Annotated in this window: 21 protein-coding genes and 1 pseudogene; 15 read left to right on the top strand and 7 right to left on the bottom strand. The window is 44.2% G+C overall.

Going from position 1 to position 20,033, the window contains the following annotated elements; translation table 11 throughout:
• The first annotated feature begins 139 nt into the window (after positions 1-139).
• From L876_RS0105295 to L876_RS0105270, 6 genes are all read left to right on the top strand, one after another.
• Positions 140-2,158: a DUF3857 domain-containing transglutaminase family protein gene (locus tag L876_RS0105295; protein ID WP_028762848.1), complete on the top strand. Its 2,019-nt coding sequence runs from the start codon at positions 140-142 to the stop codon at positions 2,156-2,158.
• Positions 2,158-3,300, top strand: a complete 1,143-nt coding sequence (locus L876_RS0105290) for a hypothetical protein (protein WP_028762847.1) — start codon at positions 2,158-2,160, stop codon at positions 3,298-3,300. Before L876_RS0105295 ends, L876_RS0105290 begins: the two co-directional genes overlap by 1 nt.
• A 340-nt stretch (positions 3,301-3,640) precedes the next feature.
• A complete protein-coding gene (gene cspE, locus L876_RS0105285) occupies positions 3,641-3,853 on the top strand; it encodes a transcription antiterminator/RNA stability regulator CspE (RefSeq protein ID WP_028762846.1) in 213 nt (70 codons plus the stop codon).
• Positions 3,854-4,253: 400 nt separating this feature from the next.
• Positions 4,254-4,634 carry a hypothetical protein gene (locus L876_RS0105280; protein WP_028762845.1) on the top strand — a complete coding sequence of 127 codons (381 nt, stop codon included), beginning with the start codon at positions 4,254-4,256 and terminating at the stop codon, positions 4,632-4,634.
• A gap of 325 nt (positions 4,635-4,959) precedes the next feature.
• Positions 4,960-6,291: an NAD(P)/FAD-dependent oxidoreductase gene (locus L876_RS0105275; protein WP_051412937.1), complete on the top strand. Its 1,332-nt coding sequence runs from the start codon at positions 4,960-4,962 to the stop codon at positions 6,289-6,291.
• 122 nt (positions 6,292-6,413) lie between these two features.
• The gene (locus tag L876_RS0105270) at positions 6,414-6,620 is read left to right on the top strand and encodes a hypothetical protein (RefSeq protein WP_028762843.1); all 207 of its coding nucleotides are present in this window, start codon (positions 6,414-6,416) and stop codon (positions 6,618-6,620) included.
• Between the two features lie 44 nt (positions 6,621-6,664).
• Here L876_RS0105270 and L876_RS0105265 read toward each other — a convergent pair whose 3' ends face one another.
• Complete coding sequence (locus tag L876_RS0105265) at positions 6,665-7,033, bottom strand: acyl-CoA thioesterase (protein ID WP_028762842.1); 369 nt, start codon at positions 7,031-7,033, stop codon at positions 6,665-6,667.
• A 277-nt stretch (positions 7,034-7,310) separates the two neighbouring features.
• Here L876_RS0105265 and L876_RS0105260 point away from each other — a divergent pair, with 277 nt between their 5' ends.
• The 3 genes from L876_RS0105260 (at position 7,311) to L876_RS0105250 (ending at position 11,426) form a co-directional block, all read left to right on the top strand.
• Entirely contained in the window at positions 7,311-8,807 is a 1,497-nt protein-coding gene (locus L876_RS0105260; RefSeq protein ID WP_028762841.1) for an alkaline phosphatase, read from the top strand.
• 15 nt (positions 8,808-8,822) lie between these two features.
• Positions 8,823-10,454, top strand: coding sequence for an alkaline phosphatase (locus L876_RS0105255; RefSeq protein ID WP_028762840.1), 1,632 nt, complete (start codon positions 8,823-8,825; stop codon positions 10,452-10,454).
• A 240-nt stretch (positions 10,455-10,694) separates the two neighbouring features.
• Positions 10,695-11,426, top strand: coding sequence for a hypothetical protein (locus tag L876_RS0105250; RefSeq protein WP_139151910.1), 732 nt, complete (start codon positions 10,695-10,697; stop codon positions 11,424-11,426).
• A gap of 59 nt (positions 11,427-11,485) precedes the next feature.
• On the opposite strand, the gene ltaE is transcribed toward L876_RS0105250, so the two are convergent.
• Positions 11,486-12,493: a low-specificity L-threonine aldolase gene (gene ltaE / locus L876_RS0105245; protein WP_028762838.1), complete on the bottom strand. Its 1,008-nt coding sequence runs from the start codon at positions 12,491-12,493 to the stop codon at positions 11,486-11,488.
• Between the two features lie 433 nt (positions 12,494-12,926).
• On the opposite strand from ltaE, the gene L876_RS0105240 reads away from it, so the two are divergent.
• Positions 12,927-13,568 (top strand): trimeric intracellular cation channel family protein, encoded by a 642-nt coding sequence (locus tag L876_RS0105240; RefSeq protein ID WP_028762837.1) that lies wholly within the window; start codon positions 12,927-12,929, stop codon positions 13,566-13,568.
• 61 nt (positions 13,569-13,629) lie between these two features.
• Here L876_RS0105240 and L876_RS0105235 read toward each other — a convergent pair whose 3' ends face one another.
• From L876_RS0105235 to L876_RS0105225, 3 genes are all read right to left on the bottom strand, one after another.
• Positions 13,630-14,454 carry a mechanosensitive ion channel family protein gene (locus tag L876_RS0105235; RefSeq protein ID WP_028762836.1) on the bottom strand — a complete coding sequence of 275 codons (825 nt, stop codon included), beginning with the start codon at positions 14,452-14,454 and terminating at the stop codon, positions 13,630-13,632.
• Between the two features lie 24 nt (positions 14,455-14,478).
• Complete coding sequence (locus L876_RS0105230) at positions 14,479-15,042, bottom strand: OmpA family protein (protein WP_028762835.1); 564 nt, start codon at positions 15,040-15,042, stop codon at positions 14,479-14,481.
• 247 nt (positions 15,043-15,289) lie between these two features.
• Entirely contained in the window at positions 15,290-15,712 is a 423-nt protein-coding gene (locus L876_RS0105225; protein ID WP_028762834.1) for a PACE efflux transporter, read from the bottom strand.
• A gap of 84 nt (positions 15,713-15,796) precedes the next feature.
• On the opposite strand from L876_RS0105225, the gene L876_RS21130 reads away from it, so the two are divergent.
• Positions 15,797-16,717: a LysR family transcriptional regulator gene (locus L876_RS21130; RefSeq protein ID WP_051412933.1), complete on the top strand. Its 921-nt coding sequence runs from the start codon at positions 15,797-15,799 to the stop codon at positions 16,715-16,717.
• Between the two features lie 35 nt (positions 16,718-16,752).
• Here the strand turns inward: L876_RS21130 and L876_RS0105215 are convergent, their stop codons facing one another.
• Positions 16,753-17,205 (bottom strand): DUF924 family protein, encoded by a 453-nt coding sequence (locus L876_RS0105215; protein ID WP_037428041.1) that lies wholly within the window; start codon positions 17,203-17,205, stop codon positions 16,753-16,755.
• A gap of 169 nt (positions 17,206-17,374) precedes the next feature.
• Positions 17,375-17,935 carry a DUF4136 domain-containing protein gene (locus tag L876_RS0105210; RefSeq protein WP_028762832.1) on the bottom strand — a complete coding sequence of 187 codons (561 nt, stop codon included), beginning with the start codon at positions 17,933-17,935 and terminating at the stop codon, positions 17,375-17,377.
• A 174-nt stretch (positions 17,936-18,109) separates the two neighbouring features.
• On the opposite strand from L876_RS0105210, the gene L876_RS0105205 reads away from it, so the two are divergent.
• The 4 genes and pseudogenes from L876_RS0105205 (at position 18,110) to ruvX (ending at position 19,980) form a co-directional block, all read left to right on the top strand.
• Positions 18,110-18,424 (top strand): hypothetical protein, encoded by a 315-nt coding sequence (locus L876_RS0105205; protein WP_028762831.1) that lies wholly within the window; start codon positions 18,110-18,112, stop codon positions 18,422-18,424.
• A gap of 198 nt (positions 18,425-18,622) precedes the next feature.
• Positions 18,623-18,952, top strand: a complete 330-nt coding sequence (gene yciH, locus L876_RS0105200) for a stress response translation initiation inhibitor YciH (protein ID WP_028762830.1) — start codon at positions 18,623-18,625, stop codon at positions 18,950-18,952.
• A gap of 22 nt (positions 18,953-18,974) precedes the next feature.
• Positions 18,975-19,535, top strand: a pseudogene (locus L876_RS21125) (YqgE/AlgH family protein).
• Positions 19,536-19,560: 25 nt separating this feature from the next.
• Entirely contained in the window at positions 19,561-19,980 is a 420-nt protein-coding gene (gene ruvX / locus L876_RS0105190) for a Holliday junction resolvase RuvX (protein WP_028762829.1), read from the top strand.
• The last annotated feature ends 53 nt before the right edge of the window (positions 19,981-20,033 follow it).

The following is a 20,033-nucleotide window of genomic DNA, read 5'->3' as shown; positions in this document are numbered from 1 at the left end:
TCATACTAGAACAACGAGCCTTTTTCGTGAGCAATCTTTTCTTAAGCACTTCATAAATAACAGGGTTTCATGTCGTATCCTATTTAATTGTTATTAAGATGTGATACCCTGCCATTATCTATGGAAGGAGTATTATCACGTGAAATCTATAAAACTACTCATCATGCTTTGCGCAGCGCTGCTCGCTCACCAGGTCAATGCACAAGTCATTACCTCAGGTGATTATCAAATCACATTGGCGCCAGCCAATGAATGGGTGATCCCTCAGGCGTTAGCCCCCCAGCGTATCAATAGAGAGAAAAGTCCTGTTCATTACCGTCTTATTGGTCGTCAAGAAAGGTTTACTGAACTTGACAATGAGTACTATCAAGATTTTGCCGCGACCGCATTAAACCAAGAGGGGGTGAAGGAGCTGTCTAAAATTGAGCTGACCTTCAACCCTGAATTTGAAAAACTCACCTTGCATAAAGTGGAAGTTGAACGAAAATCGGCTTGGCATGACAGATTAGATAGCGCCAGAATCAATGTTATCAACCAAGAGCAAGAGTTAAGTAATGATCTATTTAATGGTCTAGCGACGGCTGTAATTGTATTAAAAGATGTGCGCGTAGGTGACACCATTCGCTATCAATACACGGTAGAAGGGCGCAACCCTGTGTACGGCAAAGAGTTTGGTAGTAACTACCCAATGGGTTGGGAAGTTAGCGTCGATAAATTACACCTAAAACTCGTCAATGCCAGTAACAAACCGCTTAATATTCAAGACAACCAAAAGCGTCAGCCCAAGGTGAGCAGCTCGCCTTTTGGTAAGACCTATGAGTGGCAATTAACCGATGTACCTAAATATCGTTATGAAGAGGGCGTCCCTGCTGGATACCTTTGGGCCCCTGTCATTTTTGTGAGTAGTACAACTAATTGGACAGATGTCAGTGCGTGGGCAAAGCCTCACTATCAATTCAAAGAGTCTCATTCAAACGCACTCACAGCGTATATCAAAGAGGTCAAGCAGAGCCATCAACATAAAGCTGATCAGATAACTGAGTTTATTCGTTTCGTACAGCAAGATGTGCGCTATTTCGGCATAGAGATAGGTCAAAACAGTCATATTCCTCACAGCCCTAATACCGTTTTTGAACGTCGATATGGTGACTGTAAAGATAAGGCAAGTTTACTGATTGCATTGCTAAATTCGATAGATGTTCCCAGCTCACCCGCCTTGGTTAATAGCCAGTTTGGCGCGACACTGAATGAACGCACCCCTTCTCCAATTTTGTTTGACCATGTTATCAATCAGCTGACATTTGAAGGTAGGCACTATTTTATCGATGCGACCAACAATCACCAAGCGATAGGACTGGCATCGATATCACAGCCCGACTTTGGCTATGCGTTAGTGCTTAGCGATAACATCAATGAGCTGACACCAATGCCGCAAGCCACAGCGAACGTCGACAAAGTCTCAATCGAACAGCACTACATCTCTTCCAATTACATGGCGCCCGTCGATCTGTATATCACCACTAAGTATCACGGGCGTGAAGCCGATTACATGAGATATCAGTTATCAAGCGTATCCTTAAGTGAGATAGAGCAACATTACCTCAATTACTACGCGAAATTTTACCGTGATATCTCTCTTGCAGCGCCCGTTTTATTAGTCGACACCACCGCTGGCGAGAATGAATTATTAATGACTGAGCATTACCAAATTGGCGATTTTTGGCAGGGAAATAACCAGAGTTTAGATTTCTCGTTATTTGCAAGCTACATCAAAAACTACGTTGAGCTGCCTAAAGTGATTAACCGTACTCAGCCACTGGCATTGCCGAGTCAGGTCGCCATAGAACAAACGTTAAAGGTCACCTTACCAGAAAACATTAACTACCAAGTACGCGATATTGATACTCACATTAAAGCCAAAGGCATCAGTTACAATGCGGCAGAAGCCTATATTAATGGGCAATTTGTGCGTCGTCATCAGTTGGTCATCAATCAGAAAACCGTCACTACCGAAGAGAGTCGCGATTATATCAATGCGCTAAGAGAGATAGATGACAACCTATATTACAGTGGAGGCATAACTGGAGACTTTAGTAAGGTGATCAATCACGGTATTGACTTCCTCAACAAGAAGGTCAGTGCAGAGGGAGCTCGCTAATGAAGAACCACACCTTAACGGCTATGCTTATCATCCTTTTCGCTCTGCTTAGTGGCTGTCAGTCAACGGCCAAGAAACAGGCGATACCACTCAATAAAAGTGAGCATACAGGTCAACTATCATCGCTGGCATTTATCCACCAACAGGGTCAGTTGATCGCCGAAAGCCTAGAGAAAGACAGCACCAGTGCCGCCTTTGATTGGTGGAATAGAGCCACATTACTCACCTACGCTCATAATACCTACCCTGATTTAACTGACGCCGAGGAGGAATCTTTTTATCGTTTCGTCAGAACAAAATTCAAAAACCAAGTTAAACAAGCTCAATACTGGCGTTTTGACGGCGTCCAAGGTGATAACTTAGTATTAAGCACCTACATCTCAGATATGCCAGCCGCCATCTTGCTTAATTACCAATACAGTGAGGTTGCCGGCCATCAACAACTCAGGATAGTCGATTGGCAACTAGTTCATCACCTCACCTCTGGTTTAGATGCCTACTTTGCCTATCTTCACAATGCTGATGCTATCGCCAATTCAGGTTTCATCAAAGTGATTCAATCAGCCCGAGCAGGGCAAGCGATGGACGAGCAGCAAGTCGCGGCTATTTTCGACAAACTTCCCGACTCAATAAAAACCGAACCGACCTTACTGACAGACTTTATCTGGTCAAGCTTCGTCACTATTGATGAGCCGTCGACAGCGATTATTGACACCATGTATCAATTCGCACCAATGTTAACCCCAAAAAACAGCGCTTTCTGGGGATATAGTTACATGTACAAAAATGAGATGTCTCAATATCAATACACACGAGAGCTCGCCATGGCCAACCTGAATAATTTGCAAACCAACTATGCCATGGTCGGTGTGTTATATGCCTTACAACAAAATGAGGTTGAATACGCTCAACAGGAATTTATGCGTTATATTCAGTCACAACCTCACGATGCGATGGCCTATGCTATCTATCTCAACAACTTGATCGATCTTGGCTTGCATCAACAAGCCAGTGATATCTTTCAAGCCTTTAACCTGCAGTTTGATGTCAAACTCAACCAACAGGACTTTGCAGAGAGTGATCAGCAAAAAGTGGCGGCATTCTTCAATAGTCCCGCTTTCAAGCAAATATCCCAGCTGTAAACACTATGCTCTCGGCGTCCCATCAAGTCGCTGAGAGCATTATAGATAGATACTGATACAGAGAGATAGGCGTTGGCTACTCAGCCAAATTCGGTAATTAAAAGCCGACAAAAGTAAAAATAGTTAGTTACTTTATGAATAAGTGTGCTATTGTGACGTCGCTCTGTTGTTCAGAGTTATTAATGAAAAGAATCAAGTAAAAGTAAAACTCGGCGTCAAATCTGCACCATTTTTGTCTTCATGTTTCCCTTAGCTTCATCGTAATACTTTAATAATTCAGCTACTCAGCACATCGCAATTTCGCGATAATTTTTTATGAATTTAAAATAAGGGACACAACATGTCTAATACAACTACTGGTATCGTAAAATGGTTTAACGAAGAGAAAGGTTTTGGTTTTATTTCTCAAGAAAATGGCGGTGCTGACGTATTCGTACATTTCCGCGCTATCGCTTCTGACGGTTTCAAAACCTTAGCAGAAGGCCAAAAAGTATCTTTCGAAGTTGAGCAAGGTCAAAAAGGTTTACAAGCTGCGAACGTAGTTCCTGCTTAATCTTTGACAGCTTAATTTGAAAAGGCGACCTTAGGTCGCCTTTTTTGTACCTAGCGCTACGACAATGGAACTGTAGCCAACCCCATGTTGAACGTACCTTCAAAACCATCATCGCCCTACCGCTCACAAAACCACCAAATAGAAACAACTCACAGAGCGGGATAAAGTCGATTAGCTGTTGCTTTATTAAGCACTGGTTATACAAATCCAATAACACTATAAAAAATGAGAGCTAGCACATAGTTATCGGTCTTTAACTCGTGCTACAACAAGTAAACAGCAACGATGAAACGCCACCTGCTAATCTATTTTTCATGTCAGCAAAGGCGAATAAACGTTGACCGAACAGAAATGCAGTGCCTATGATGGCCACTGTATCCAACAATTAGGTAGGTAATCTATGACAGCAATCTCTCATGTCTATAACTATACAGTTCGATGCCCACAAGTTAAGGACCCAGCACATCCAACAACATGGCAAAATCATGTTGAATTTAACCAATCCTGTGAAATCGGCCTAAATCGCATCACTAAATGGCATGATCGCTCTGGTCACCGTATTTTCGAACAAGATGGCTTTACCGTTAGAGAAGCTGACTCAGAAAGCTCTTACTTCGCGATGCAAAATAGTCGTTTGCTGAACAACGGTCACGTATTAGTCACCTTTAAAATTTTCATGGATGACTCGACTAAAGACACATCGGTTCAAGAAATTATGCAATATCTTATTAAAGACTATCAGCACCGATTAGAAAAACTTAACGAACAAGCGATTGCCTAATCAGGCTCTGTGTGACTGTCTCCACACGGAGGCAGCTCACATTTTATCAAATAGAAAACAATCAAGTTCACACTTTAAGCCACCAAAAAACACCAATAAACCCCCACTTAACATTCATGGTAAAAAATTAAACCATTATCAAACAACAAACTAAAACAATAACACCTACTTTCAAAAGCTAACCACATCAAAACTTCACTCATTGCCGTTTATCCTACTCGCTGTTAGAGTTTTGCCACACTCACAGGCATTGTTTCAATTTACAAAAAATGTAACTTGCACGCCCAGTTAATAGACTCTCGCTAACGGCATGAGTAACTTAAACATGGCACAACCATCAGTGGAGCTAAAAAAAGTGGATAGAAAGCAGAATATTGTCATCGTCGGCGGTGGTGCGGGTGGAATGGAGATCGCAACCAAATTAGGCCGTAAACTTGGGCGCAAAGCAAAAGCTAAAATCACTCTAATTGATTGTGCAGAGAGCCACATCTGGAAACCACTATTGCATGAGGTTGCCACTGGTGCACTAGACATTGGTATTGATGCGATTAGCTATCGCAGCCATGCCGCTGCACATGGCTATCACTTCCAGCAAGGCGCCATGACAGATTTAGACAGGAACAAGCGCCAGGTTATTCTCGCACCAATCAAGGATAAATCGGGTGAGGAACTGCTGCCAGCAAGACGGATTGACTACGACTACCTTGTGATTGCTATTGGTAGTATTGCTAATGACTTCAATATCCCAGGGGTGCGTGAACACTGCGTATTTTTAGACAACACTGAACAGGCCATGCAAATTCGCAGCATGTTACTTAATAAATTTATGCGTTACGCCAGTCATCACCAACTTAACGATAAGATAAAAATCTCTGTGGTTGGCGCTGGTGCCACCGGCGTTGAGATGTCAGCCGAGATGCACCATGCGGTTGAGCAGCTCAGCGGATTTGGTTATAAAATCGATAGCAGCCTGCTTGAAGTAACCTTGATTGAAGCGGACAGCCGCATCCTACCTAAAGTCGAAAAGAGTGAGATTTCTGAGTCAGTGACTCGAGAACTCAAACAAATCGGCGTGAATGTTCGCACTAGTACTCGTATTGATAACGTCACCGATAGTGGGCTACATACCACTGATGATGAGTTTATCGCCGCCGATATGGTGATCTGGTCAACCGGTGTTAAGGCACCTGATTTCATGAAAAACATCGGTGGTTTAGCCAGTAACGCCATCAATCAAGTGATGGTAAAACCCACAATGCAAAGCCTCACCGATACACATGTTTTCGCTATCGGTGATTGCGCCGCCTGCCCCCAAACTGACGGTTCATGGGTACCTCCGCGGGGACAAGCAGCAAGACAGATGGCATTGATGACCGCTGATAACATCTGTTTAATGCTGGCTCAGAAAACACCCCAGCATGAATATGTTTATAAAGATCTCGGCTCCTTGGTGAATCTGTCTAAATTTCATACGGTCGGTAATCTGATGTCATTCATGGGGGGAGGCGTCTTGGTCGAAGGTAAAATTGCTAGATTCGTTTATACGTCACTTTATCGCCGTCATCTCATCGAGCTTCATGGTGTCTTTAAGGGGACCTTATTAATGTTTGCCAAGGGGATAAGTCGAATTATTCACCCCCATCTAAAATTGCATTAAGCACTAATTTAAGCCAGCCGCAATTAAAGTCGTCCAGCGTTAAGTGATTTTAACCTCCGCGCTTTACAGCTAGTGATAACGCGTTAAAATGGCCGCTATATCGACTTAGGAGTGCAACAACAATGCGAACAACCTTAGCCCTAGTGCTCACACTTAGCCTATTGAGTGGCTGCGCCGAGTTAAAAGATGCTGGGCGCACCATAGGTGACACCACTAAAGAGGTCACCACTGAAATTGGTCATGCCACACGCGACACAACCAAAGCTATCGGCCATGCTTCTCGAGATGCCGTTAACTCAGTGAAAAACGATCTAAGTAAAGAAGATTAACTCTACCGATGATGCACACAACTAAAGTGCATCATCCAGTTTGATTAAGCCGCATTGGCCTTAATGCCATGGGGCTTAGGTAAACCACTTTCGTCCACATTGACAAAAATTAGCTTATCTATCGTCACCACAGGTAATCGGCTCACCTTATTACGGACCTCACAGCGTACGGTTATCGAACTTAATCCCGCACTAATTAATTCAAGGCCAAACTCAATCACATCTCCTTGTCTTGCTGGCGTCATAAAGTTAATTTCTGAAATAATCTTGGTCACAATACTTTGACTGTTCATTTGGCATGCAGCAAAAATTGCAGCCTCCTCATCAATCCAACTTAACAACTGCCCACCAAAAAGTGCATTGGCAGGGTTTAGGTGCTCAGGTTTAATAAAACGTCGACTGTAATACTTCATAATTGGCCTCCAGCTAAAATCAAAAAGCACAACTCAAGAATCAAGCCAAATTTAAATTGCTATTAAATCAATAAAATAGGGGTATTTAGTTTTTATCCAAAGCACCTTATTGGTGCTTTGTGCACCAAATCTAGTCATCAAACAAGGTCCTGTCTCGACGGTATTCATATAACTGAAACCCTAATGACCCATTTCCGTCACATGAATAACAGACAATCAGGCCGCTTTATCTCAATTGAAAACCAATTTTCCACCCTACATACGGATGATGAAAGTGATGATGATAAAAAGATTAGCTGCATTAATCTCTTGCAGCCTAGTATCCATGGTGGCCAACAGCGCCGCACTACCAAGTGTTCAATCGGATAGCCCTTGGTTTAAAGACAGCGCACAACTGGTCGCAAGCAAAGCCAACTTAGAAAACAAAACTAAAGCTAAAAATGTAATTTTATTCGTTGGTGATGGGATGGGTATTTCAACCCTCACTGCCGCACGGATCTATCAAGGTCAACAGATCAACGGTAACCAAGGTGGTGAAGAGAATTTCTTAAGTTTTGAGCAGTTTAATCACACTGCCCTAGTGAAAACCTACAACACCAATCAACAAACACCTGACAGCGCAGGCACCATGACCGCTATCGCAACAGGCGTTAAGTCAAAGGCTGGCGTACTTTCAGTTTCTGACACAGCGCTGCGCGGCAACTGCTTATCATCCAAAGGTAACGAATTGGTGACTTTGGTCGATTTAGCCAATGCTAAAGGCCTATCAACAGGTGTCGTTAGTACAGCCCGTATCACTCACGCAACCCCTGCTGCTACTTATGCCAACAGCCCAGAACGCAACTGGGAAGCCGACAGCAACCTCACCGCTGAAGCTGTAGCCAATGAGTGTAAAGATATCGCTTATCAAATGGTGATGCGTGACCAAGACAATGCACTTAGCGTTGCACTGGGGGGCGGCCGCCGAGCATTCCTACCTAACACAGTGACAGATGGTGAAAACAAGACTGGTCGCCGTAAAGATGGTATGGACCTAACTCAAGCTTGGGTCGAAAACTATGAAAATGCCGCATACGTTTGGAATAAAGAAGCCTTTGACGCCATTGACGTGGCGAGTACTGACCACCTTCTGGGCCTGTTCAACTCATCACACATGGAGTATGAAGCGGACCGCGCCGACGATGTAGGCGGCGAACCTTCATTAACAGAGATGACTGCAAAGTCTATCGAACTGCTCAAGAAAAATGATAACGGTTACCTGCTGATTGTCGAATCGGGCCGTATCGATCATGCACACCATGCGGGTAATGCTAAACGTGCCTTAATGGATGCTGTTGAACTCTCTAATGCGGTTAAAGCCGCCTATGAAACTACCGACCCGGACGAAACCTTAATCCTTGTCACCGCCGATCACAGCCATGTATTTACGATTGCTGGTTACCCCAAGCGCGGTAACCCGATTTTAGGCTTAGTCCATGGTGTCGATGGCAACCTTTCGACAGCGATAGATGGTAAACCCTACACCACTCTGGGTTATACCAATGGCCCTGGTGCAGTAGTTGGCACACGTGATGACTTAAGCTCTGTAGACACTCAAGACAGAGACTTCATGCAACAAGCACTCGTGCCAATGGGCAGCGAAACCCATGCTGGTGAAGATATTAGCCTGCATGCGACAGGACCTGGTGCCAACTTGGCGCAAGGCGTTATTGAACAAAATGTCATTTTTCATATTATCAACCAAGCCCAGTCGCTTGGCGGTACTAAGTATTAATAGGGAGTAGAAACGATGAATAAGAAATTACTTGTACTGTCTTTAGCAGCCATTTTAGGTCTCGCGGCATGTGGTAGTGATGGTGAAAACGGCACAGATGGCTCAGCGGGTACACCAGGTACTGACGGCACTAATGGTCAAAATGGTAAAGATTGGAGTGCAGTAAACCAGTGGTTTATTGATGGGCAAAACCGTGTCGCAACAGCTCAATCGCTGACGCCAAATAATCAAGCGGGCGCGGCAAAGAATATCATTCTATTTGTTGGCGATGGTATGGGTGTATCAACCGTAACTGCCGCAAGAATCTTAGAGGGTCAGCTTAAAGGTCACACGGGAGAGGAAAACTCACTCTCCTTTGAAACCCTGCCACACCTTGGATTAGCTAAGACCTATAACGTCGATGGGCAAACCCCTGACTCAGCTGGCACCATGACGGCCATGGTCACTGGGGTAAAGACAGATGTGGGCGTGATCTCACAGGCAGAAGGTGTCACCCGTGGCAACTGCGCCTCAACCTCGGGGCAGAATTTGGTAACGTCCTTAGAATTGGCCGCCATGGCAGGTCTTTCAACAGGCGTCGTATCGACCGCCCGTATCACCCACGCGACGCCAGCAGCGGCTTATGCTCACGCACCAGAGCGTAACTGGGAAGCTGACAGCAACTTGCCAGCCGAAGCCGTCACTAACGGTTGTAAAGATATCGCTGCACAACTGCTAGATTTCAACCAAGGAAAAGGTATTAACGTAGTAATGGGTGGCGGGCGCCGCGCATTTATTCCTAATACCACTGTCGATCCAGAAGGTAAGTTTGGTAAACGTGCAGATGGTCGAGACTTAACGGCTGAATGGTTAAGCCAATACAGCAATGCTGCATATGTGACAGACCGAGATAGCTTCTTAGCGCTCGATACGGCCAACACAGATCATGCCCTAGGACTGTTTAACTCATCACATATGGAATATGACTATGACCGTGTCACTTCAGGGGTAGAAGGTGAACCCTCACTAGCAGAGATGACCGCGAAGAGTATCGACATACTGCGTAAAAACAACAAGGGTTTTGTGCTCATTGTTGAAGCTGGTCGTATCGATCATGCACATCATGCGGGTAATGCAGCTAGAGCACTCCATGACACCATCGCTCTGTCAGAAGCCGTTCGTGTTGCTATGGAGAAAACATCAGCAAGCGATACTTTACTGATGGTGACAGCGGATCACAGTCACGTGTTTACCATCGCTGGATACCCCACTCGTGGCAACCCTATCCTTGGCCTTGTTAAGAGTAACGATGCTAATGGTGTCCCAACAGTCACCAACTCAACGGATGCCAATGGTATGCCATATACCACTGTAGGTTATGCAAATGGTTTAGGCTTTGCGTCACTGGAAACAGGTGGTGATGAGCGTTACAACTACGCCGCAATAGCTGGACGGGTTGATCTTAACTATACGAATACACAAAGTGCAGGCTTCCACCAAGAGGCGCTTGTGCCACTGGGTAGCGAAACCCATGCAGGTGAAGATGTCGCTATTTTCGCCCGCGGCCCAGGTGCTAGCCTAATTCAAGGTACGGTTGAGCAAAACCACATTTTCCATGTGATGAACTACGCAGCAGATCTGGTTAACAAGGCCACTGGCGCGCAGTGAACCATGGTTAACTTAACGCCGCAATAACCTTCAGCAGCCTAGCAGATGGTAACGCCTAAGTATCAATACTAAAGGTGACACTATCGCTAGGCTGCTAGTTTAAGCAATACCATAATCCACCATAGATTAAACTAAGGAGCTTGCATGTCTTGCAACAAAGAACAGACAAAAAGAATAACGCACAAGCTAATAGTGAAGCGCTTAACAAACATACTTTTTCTTGGCTTTAGCGCTTTGTTGGTGAGCCCCCTAGCTCATGCAGCGCAGCCGAATATTACCTCTTACATAGCGACAAATTCGGGCGCTCAATGCGACAGCAATATTACCTCGACGCAGTATCAAGCAACTTACCAGATAACGACAACAGATCATCACTCGAATGCACAGCAGCATGTGACACTGACCCTAACTCGCTTAAATGACCGCATCCTCTATCAACATAACGAGGTAAGTTTTGAAGCCTGGAATAAAAATGGTGAGTACGTACGTTACTTCCCAGCTCAAAAGCGCTCAATTAGCTATCGTCGCGGCGATCTTCTTGCACTCAACATCGATACAGACCTTGATAGACAGTTCCATATTATCTCCAAGCATGGGCTATCCCAGCTAAGTCAAGGCAGCACGATGACTGGCAAGTGTCTCAATCAGCAGCAGTTTGTTAGCCGAGACGCTGAGCAAAACGTCGCGGTCACCTGGCTACCTCAAATGGCATTGCCGAACGTCTTAACAGTCGATAATCGCTACCAATCGATCCATTATAAGTTGACTGAACTTAAAGCGATTTCTAAGGACCTCTTTAATCAGCGTATTGGCGGGTATCAAGATCTTGATTTTGCTGATGTGGGTGATAGTGAATCAGATCCATTTATCGCCAAAATGATCACGCAAGGGTTTATTCAACATGGTAGTTCAGGGTTTTATAATGCCGACGGGCAGATGATTGATGGAGGCCACGGCGGCCACCAGCATTAACCTCCTAACAAAAAGCCATCCTACTTAGGATGGCTTTAGCGTTGACAATCTAGCCGCGATTATAACAGCGCTTTAAGTGCCTTGATGAAAGTATCAACATCAGCGCGATTAATATCTGCATGAGTCACCAATCGCACTGTTGTACCAGGGCTAATTAAGATCCCTTGCTGCTTTAGAGCCGTGGCTATAGCCTTGATATCGACATTATCAGCCACTTTAGCAAACAACATATTGGTCTGAACGGCCGTCAAATCAACCTCGAACTCCGCTAACAGGCTTAGTTGCTCAGCAAGGTATCTTGCATTGTCATGGTCAACCGCTAAACGCTCAACTTGCTCGGTTAACGCAATTTCCGCGGCTGCAGCTAACATGCCAGCTTGACGCATCCCGCCACCCAGCATCTTACGCCAGCGACGTGCACGATGAATCAGGCGTTCATCACCTAATAGCAGTGAACCGACTGGCGCACAAAGCCCCTTAGATAAACAGATAGAAACCGAATCGAAGTATTGGGTTATATCACTAACCTCTATACTCTGCGCGACAGCGGCATTAGCGACTCGCGCACCATCTAAGTGGATTTTTAGGCCCCGATTAAAAGCAAGCGATTGCGCCTCTGCAAGATACTGCTGCGATAATACCTTGCCACCTATGGTGTTTTCTAAACTCAATAGTCGAGTCCTCGCAAAATGAATATCATCGGGCTTTATTGCCGCTTCAATATCGCTAAGCAATATTGAGCCATCATTTTGATTACTTAAGGGTTGTGGTTGAATACTGCCTAACACGGCTGCCCCACCACCTTCGAACTTATAATTATGTGCTTGTTGCCCACAAATATACTCGTCACCCCGCTCACAATGAGACATTAATGCCAATAGATTAGCTTGTGTGCCAGAAGAGGTGAACAGCGCGCCATCAAAACCAAAACGTTCAGCAGCCATCGCTTCTAAACGATTCACAGTGGGATCGTCACCATATACATCATCGCCAACGACAGCATTTGCTATCGCACTGCGCATAGCCGCTGTGGGCTGAGTTACTGTATCACTTCGAAAATCTATCATTACGCAGAGATCCTGTTACCTATCAAATTAACCTATGCAGGCATAGTAACCTCAGGCCAAACGTGTAGCTAGAGGCTTTTGCGCTTTCAGCCTTGTTTTTAACTCCATTTAGCAAAAATGTGCCGATACAATAAAAGTATCACTGTCATGATAAGTCACTAACCAACTTCTGCGACTCTATGTAGGCTAAAGAGATGCACCCTCACTAAAACCACCATTGACAACAACGGTGAAAATCTCGCTATCAAAGCGAAATATCAATTAGATTTTATTAATCAAACATTCAAAAAAAACCATAAACACTGCTATTAACAATAAATAAACAGATAATATTAAGTTAGAAATTCTAATGCTAAAAAAGCAAAAAATCTCGTTGTAATCATCACTAAATCTAAGGCAAAATTCGCTCCCTTTTTTGACGTTAGAGCTTCACATGCAGGAAGTACAATTTATTACTTTGCTTTGGCTAATAGGCATCATAGCCGAAGCAATGACTGGCGCGCTTTGCGCCGGCAGAAAGCAGATGGATCTGTTTGGCGTTGTCATCGTCGGCTGTGCCACGGCGATTGGTGGCGGTACCCTCAGAGATATGTTATTGGGAAACTATCCGCTTATTTGGATTGAGAATGTGCACTACTTGCTAGCCATCGCATTTGCCTCACTACTAACCGTGATTATCGCACCAGTGATGCGCTATTTGTCTAAGCTATTTTTGGCGATCGATGCACTAGGCTTGGCTGTATTTTCTATTGTCGGCGCACAGAAAACCTTACTACTTGGCTTTAGCCCAGTGGTTGCTGTGGTCATGGGGGTTGTCACGGGGGTGTTTGGTGGTGTGATCCGCGATATTTTGTGTAATCAAGTGCCGCTGATTTTTAAAAAAGAGCTCTATGCCTTAGTCTCCCTGCTCACCGCATTACTCTATATATTGCTGAAGATGTATGGCGTTACTGAATGGGTTAATTTAGCAATTAGCCTAACATTCGGGTTTGGTTTAAGAATGCTGGCCATTCGCTATCATTGGGGAATGCCCAAGTTTGATTATCAATATAATCAAGACGGTCAAATTCACTGATACGATAGCCCTAAAGAAAAGGTCGGCATAAGCCGACCTTTTCATTAACACGCATATTGCATTATGCAGCAGGTGTTTCTTTTACGTACACATCCATTTGTGGATATGGAATGCCGATGTTTGCTTCATCCAGTGCAAGTTTAATCTGCTCTAAGATCTCGAAACGCGCTGGCCAGTAATCAGAACCTTTCACCCATGGACGAACCACAAAGTTAATTGAAGAGTCGGCCAATTCAACGAGCGCAACCGTATAAGCTGGGTCTTTAAGTACGTAGTTATTGTTGTCTAGCACTTGCTTAAGTACGTTCTTTGTCTCTTGTAGGTTCGCGTCATAAGAGACGCCAATCACTAGGTCGATACGACGAGTATCCATTGCTGAATAGTTAGTAATGGTGCCATTCATGACTGCTGAGTTTGGTGCAACTATTACTTTGTTATCAGGAGTACGAAGCTTAGTTGAGAAGATAGTGATCTCATCGACTGTACCTGCGATACCCGCAGCCTCAATATAATCACCGACACGGCAAGGACGGAAAATAACCATCAATACACCAGAGGCAAAATTAGAGAGAGAACCTTGTAGCGCTAGACCAACCGCTAAGCCAGCGGCACCAATCACAGCAACTAACGATGCCGTTTGTACGCCAACTTGTCCCAGTGTCGCAATGACAGTAAACACAAATACAAGTGCCCATGCCATATTCGCGACGAACGAAACGACTGTAGGATCAATATTGCGCTTAGTCATCAATTTAGACGTTAATTTCTTTGCGACATTAGCAAAGTACTTACCGACAATAAAAATAACCAGAGCAAAGATAACTTTCATACCGTAAGTCACAATCAACTCAGGTGCTTGCTCAATATAACCTTCCAAACTTTCCATTTAACGCTCCCTTTAAAATATCGACTAATTAGTCTCTAACAAAAACTCTACTCTTCTATTTAACGCCCTACCGGCTTCGACTTGATTGTCGGCAATAGGTTGCTCACTACCATGCCCAACGATACTGAATCTTGTGGGGCTAAAGCCATAATCCTCGACTAAAATTTTTTCTACACTCAAGGCTCGATCTACCGAAAGCTGTTGATTAAACCCGACTTCGCCAATCGCGTCCGTATGTCCCTCTAAGCAAATCTTCCCATTATTCTCACTGAGAAAGCGCTTAATATCCGCCAAACTTTGCCATTGAGAAAAACTAACCTCACTACTTGAAAATGCAAAATAAACCGCTAAGCGAGTGGCTCTTTGGCATTGTTCTGGATAAAAACTCCCATCAACTGTCTGCAAACACACAGACACTGCCGGGTTCTTGTTACATCCAACCGCATCGACAACACTTCCCACTACCGTATTAGGGCAAGCATCTTTGAGATCCGGCACACCGTCCTTATCCATGTCACTCCAGCCTAATGTGACAGGGCTATATAAGGCCCAAACAGTAAGTAAAATGAATGAACATAGGTTTTTCATCACGGTTACCAACCAATCTTGCTCAACGGCTAAACCATATATAGTCCACAATTACATTTGCAGCAATTAAACCTTACTGGGCAGGAGTCTGCTATTTTATATCCTTCTTACGAATTAACCAATATGCAAAATAATTATCTTATTACCAACAAGTGTAATAGATATCTTACTAACTTTGACTCGCTTGACAGATAAACTGCGAGGATGAATGTTAACCCGTAATGGTGACCTTAATGGGTAGCAAACATCAATAGCATTTCGCCTTATGCACGATGCGAGTTCGAATGCTGTCAAAACACCAGTTAAATAAGACGGCATAAAAAAAGAATATCACGAGAAAAACCGCCTCTAACATTAACGCCCCCCATAAACTTAATCCTAAAAACCATGCTATCACCGGGACAGTGACAAAGATTAAGCCCGCCTCGAAACCGATGGAATGGCCAATCCGCAGCCATATATTGCGTTCAGCACGATCAGTACCAAAATGGCCATCAAACCAGATGTTATAGAAGTAATTCCACACCACCGTATATAGGCTTAACCCCACTCCTACCGCAGCTAGCGCGCTGACGTCTTTCTCGGTTAGCAACATTGCAATGGGCACCACTAACACTAATGCAAAGATCTCAAACAATATGGCATGAATAATTCTTTCTTTCGTCGACATCATAAACACTCAGCAAATTAACTTGCGACCATTATCATCTACAAATAAGATGACAAGTAGTTAGATACCATCTGGTTTAAAGATATGTTTAGCCTCGAACAACTTAATGTTTTTGTTACCACAGTAGAAACAGGATCATTTTCAGCCGCTGCCAGAAAGTTGGGGAAAGTTCAATCCGCGGTCAGTCAACAGATTATCAACATGGAAGTTGACTGCAATAAGGCACTATTTGATCGTACTGGGCGCTACCCAGTACTCACCCATGCTGGCGAAGCTATTTTGCAACAAGCAAAAGCAGTTATTACCCAGCACCAACGGCTGAACTTACAAATCGCCGCCCTGGACAGCTGTGATCCCGTAAAATTCACTTTAGCCATCGATGAAGGCGTTCCTTACGCCGGTCTCACTAAACAGTTACACACTTTCACAGAACTATATCCACTGATACAACTGGAACTATTGACTGCCACCAGCCCTGAAATTATCAAACTAGTTAAAGATAAACGTGCAGATATGGGGGTTGTTTTTAGTGAGGAGGTCTACCCACAACAACTTGATTTTGAATCCTTAGGTGCTGTAGCGTTCGATCCTTTTGTCAGCGCTGGCCATCCTCTAGCTAAAACCACTGCTGCGCATCTCGATATGCTTAAGCTACACAGACAATTGGTGATTGGTGCTAAAGATAGTCTTCATGGCGGTTATAAAACCGCATTTTCGCCAGATGTTTGGTACGCAGATAACTACTATGTGCTGCTAGAATTAGCCAAATCAGGGTTTGGTTGGACCTTACTGCCAAGCCATATTGCGCAAGATGCGCTTTCCCAGGGAACCCTGCATATTCTGCCTACCAATGTTGAACAGTTTGGTTGGCTGGTCAATGTCGATGTCGTTCAGCACATAGAGGTAAGTGATAACTTAAGCCGATTGCTAAGAAAGCTCCTTAGAGAGATGATGGATCAGCAAGCGGTCACTCATCCATCAATTAAGCAGCCTAGTAGTGTGTAAACAACTAGTATAAAGCCAACGGCAGCCATTAACCTTTACTGTAACGTTATGGCAGCTTGTTTATACCATGCAGACCAAGCGGGTTTACTGTCGGACTCTAACTGAGACTGCATCCCTTGCAACAACCTTAGCAGCAGGGCCTTATCATCGGCTTTGTTGGAATAAAACAGAGGATCGTAAAAGCAACGTCGCTGGATTGGTTCTAACTGCGTGTCGAAACCACGCTCAACCCCCGATACACATAGCTCGCGGGCAGTGGTTTGTAATGTTAACGCAGTGTCATCGTCCAACAGGTGTGCAATCGGTCCCATGAGTAGAATTAACCCTAATCGTCCTGGCGGAGTCTTTTTCCAGCTTTCAAGCTGACCTTGCTTCGCTTGCGATAATAATTGCTGCCAGCTAGTTAAAGTGTCAGGTTTTAACGCAGTAATATCAACGCCATCACCTTTTTCATAATGATAAAACCACTGCTGTAAAAACTGTTCCACAATGCCTCCAGTACCACTTGTTTGAATATCCGCAGGGTAACATTATCAATGTGCGACAAGATGTTGGACTTTGGTCTAAATACTATATACATCACGACGAGACTAAATGATGCGCACAAAAAAGCGGCTTACGCCGCTTTTAAAATTTAGGAACTATAGCGATTGAACACTACTTTGCTTCAGGTTTTGGTGGGTAATGCAGCATCATCTCTGTAATTGCCTTATTAACCACTTCTACCCGCTCTTCAGGGGTGTTTTTGTCGCGGATAGTATCTGCAACTGAACCACGCCAAATCAGCTGGCCCGATTCACGGCTGACTAAATCGACAATAAGCGTGCCTACTTCATATTCTCTAACCGTTGTCTGGGTATGCATATTGCCTCCCCATGCCCAACCAGGACCATAATATGGGTTATAGCCATAGTTGGTATTAAAGGTATCGACATTAATTTTTTTGTCCACTTTAGTGAAGTAGTTAACTAATACATCAGCGGTGTTAGCATCAGCCAAAGTGAGCCCTTTAAACTGTAACTGACTGTTAACGGCAGCGCGAACACGTTGGTCCATTAAGCCATCAAGGTGATAAGTTTTATCATCACTCTTCTGAACGACCCACGCATAGCTCTTAATCTCATTGAAATTAACCTTAGGATCATAATCCGAGCTCGATTTCATCGTACTACAGGCCGACAGTGCTAATGCTGCCGCTAAGACGATTACCTTTTTCATAAATACTCCACCAATAAAGAGGGTCAATACCAACCGATATATAGTTTTAAGCTTACAGAGCAAAATTATGATCTACAACTCTCTTTTTGTTGAAAAAACGATTTAATACACTTGACTTTAATTACCACTCAAATGATAATGATTATCAATTAGATTTAATTAGGGAGTTACTATATGACTTGGTTTATCAGCGCATTTATCATCGCCAGTGCAATATTTATGTTTGCCCCAAAGAAGCTCGCTGTCAACAATGCGACGCCCAGTCATCAAGCCTATGGCCAAAAGGTACTATTGGCTATCCCACTTGTCGCCCTAATAATTTTTAGTCTGAATGTACTCAGCGGTTACAGCTCTCCACAAGCCCTTGTCGCCATCAGCTTTGCCTTAACAGGTTGTAGTGTTGCCATGACGTCGTTGCACAGATTCATTATTCCCTGCGCTGGTGTCACCGCCGTTGCACTCGTCTTTATGGTAATACAGCTATTTTAAAGTTTGTTTCATCAAGATTGCTCACATTTGCACTAATTCGTTAGTTGCTTTCGGATATCAGACGTTAACGTCCTCCCTGCAAATGGGTCGTTAACGTCATCCATGACCACTTCGGTGGTCTTTTTTTTGCCCTTAACATTCCCACTCAATCGCGCAATTTGGTACACTCAAACTAAGAGCCACAACTAGTTTTTTAAGATGAGAATAGATCCTAACATTTCATTGGTGTATAGCACCGATGGCGGAAAAATTGAACCGAATAACGAACCTAAAGCCATTCCTGAAGGTGACGGCATTGTTCGCATACACAAGGATAGCAAGGGTCGAAAAGGCAAAGGAGTTTCGGTGATCAAAGGGCTAGGCCTTGACGAAAAAGCGCTTAAAGCCTTAGCTCAAAAGCTAAAGAAACAGTGCGGCTGCGGCGGTACTGTCAAAGAATTTACGATTGAGGTGCAAACCGACAATCGCGAGCAACTTAAGACAATACTTGAGAAACTCAACTATCAAGTTAAACTGGCAGGTGGCTAATTTGCCAATAGTGGAGTGCTAGATGGACAGTTTGCAAAATCATTTACTTATAGCAATGCCTTCGTTGCACGACACTTTCTTCGAACGTTCAGTCATCTATATCTGTGAACACGATGAGAAAGGCGCCATGGGGCTGATGATTAATCGTCCCATCGGCGTCGATGTCAATGAACTCTTAAAACAGATGTCTCTTGATGAAGCTAACCAAGTCTCCGAGAGTATAGGCAACCAAGTACTGGTTGGCGGCCCCGTTGGGCAAGAGAAAGGTTTTGTCCTCCATACACCACAATCTCAATGGAGTAACAGTCTGCAGATTAGCGATGAGGTAATGCTGACGACTTCAAGAGACGTGCTCACATCGCTGGGCGGCCACCAAGCACCTGAACATTTTATTGTCGCACTGGGTTATGCCGGCTGGGGACGAAATCAATTGGATCAGGAGCTAGCGGAGAATAGCTGGTTAGCGATTCCGGTTACCCATGAGCTCTTATTTGATACTCAACATGATGAACGCTGACAAGCCGCTACAAAGTCACTCGGTTTTGATGTGTGGCAGCTCTCATCACAAACAGGCCACGCCTAATTCTATTGCAGGAAGAAATGACATAATGAGTTTAACAACGGTATTGGGATTTGACTTTGGCACTAAAAGTATCGGCGTTGCCATAGGCCAACAAATTACTGGTAGCGCAACCCCTCTGGCGTCAATAAAAGCCAATGACGGAATCCCTAAGTGGGAAGAGATAGGCATGCTGATTGAAGAGTGGCGACCAGATCTTATCGTCGTTGGTTTACCGCTAAATATGGACGGAACCGAACAAGAGATGACCCAAAGAGCACGTAAGTTTGCCAATCGCATTACCGGGCGATTTGGCGTAAAAACCGCGACTCAAGATGAACGCCTCACGACTGCTGATGCTAAAGCTAGGCTGTTTGAAATGGGGGGGTTTAAAGCACTCTCTAAGGGACAAGTCGACTCCATGTCTGCAGTTTTAATTATTGAGAGCTACTTCGAAAACCAATATTAACCCACACCTGTTTGCACCTTTTTTATCCGTACGACAACACCACCCAATGCGGT

The sequence above is a fragment of the Shewanella colwelliana ATCC 39565 genome (assembly GCF_000518705.1).
In the GTDB taxonomy this organism is placed as follows: domain Bacteria; phylum Pseudomonadota; class Gammaproteobacteria; order Enterobacterales; family Shewanellaceae; genus Shewanella; species Shewanella colwelliana.
This window is presented reverse-complemented; position numbering and strand designations above follow the sequence as displayed.

Excerpts from the sequence above, each read along its gene's own strand:
- L876_RS0105280 (WP_028762845.1), top strand. The coding sequence starts at position 4,254 with ATGACAGCAATCTCTCATGTCTATAACTATACAGTTCGATGCCCACAA.
- L876_RS0105260 (WP_028762841.1), top strand. The coding sequence starts at position 7,311 with ATGATGATAAAAAGATTAGCTGCATTAATCTCTTGCAGCCTAGTATCC.
- L876_RS21130 (WP_051412933.1), top strand. The coding sequence starts at position 15,797 with ATGTTTAGCCTCGAACAACTTAATGTTTTTGTTACCACAGTAGAAACA.
- ltaE (WP_028762838.1), bottom strand. The coding sequence starts at position 12,493 with ATGATAGATTTTCGAAGTGATACAGTAACTCAGCCCACAGCGGCTATG.
- L876_RS0105270 (WP_028762843.1), top strand. The coding sequence starts at position 6,414 with ATGCGAACAACCTTAGCCCTAGTGCTCACACTTAGCCTATTGAGTGGC.
- L876_RS0105225 (WP_028762834.1), bottom strand. The coding sequence starts at position 15,712 with ATGTCGACGAAAGAAAGAATTATTCATGCCATATTGTTTGAGATCTTT.
- L876_RS0105290 (WP_028762847.1), top strand. The coding sequence starts at position 2,158 with ATGAAGAACCACACCTTAACGGCTATGCTTATCATCCTTTTCGCTCTG.
- L876_RS0105255 (WP_028762840.1), top strand. The coding sequence starts at position 8,823 with ATGAATAAGAAATTACTTGTACTGTCTTTAGCAGCCATTTTAGGTCTC.
- L876_RS0105205 (WP_028762831.1), top strand. The coding sequence starts at position 18,110 with ATGACTTGGTTTATCAGCGCATTTATCATCGCCAGTGCAATATTTATG.
- L876_RS0105210 (WP_028762832.1), bottom strand. The coding sequence starts at position 17,935 with ATGAAAAAGGTAATCGTCTTAGCGGCAGCATTAGCACTGTCGGCCTGT.
- L876_RS0105275 (WP_051412937.1), top strand. The coding sequence starts at position 4,960 with ATGGCACAACCATCAGTGGAGCTAAAAAAAGTGGATAGAAAGCAGAAT.
- yciH (WP_028762830.1), top strand. The coding sequence starts at position 18,623 with ATGAGAATAGATCCTAACATTTCATTGGTGTATAGCACCGATGGCGGA.
- cspE (WP_028762846.1), top strand. The coding sequence starts at position 3,641 with ATGTCTAATACAACTACTGGTATCGTAAAATGGTTTAACGAAGAGAAA.
- ruvX (WP_028762829.1), top strand. The coding sequence starts at position 19,561 with ATGAGTTTAACAACGGTATTGGGATTTGACTTTGGCACTAAAAGTATC.
- L876_RS0105240 (WP_028762837.1), top strand. The coding sequence starts at position 12,927 with ATGCAGGAAGTACAATTTATTACTTTGCTTTGGCTAATAGGCATCATA.
- L876_RS0105265 (WP_028762842.1), bottom strand. The coding sequence starts at position 7,033 with ATGAAGTATTACAGTCGACGTTTTATTAAACCTGAGCACCTAAACCCT.
- L876_RS0105230 (WP_028762835.1), bottom strand. The coding sequence starts at position 15,042 with ATGAAAAACCTATGTTCATTCATTTTACTTACTGTTTGGGCCTTATAT.
- L876_RS0105235 (WP_028762836.1), bottom strand. The coding sequence starts at position 14,454 with ATGGAAAGTTTGGAAGGTTATATTGAGCAAGCACCTGAGTTGATTGTG.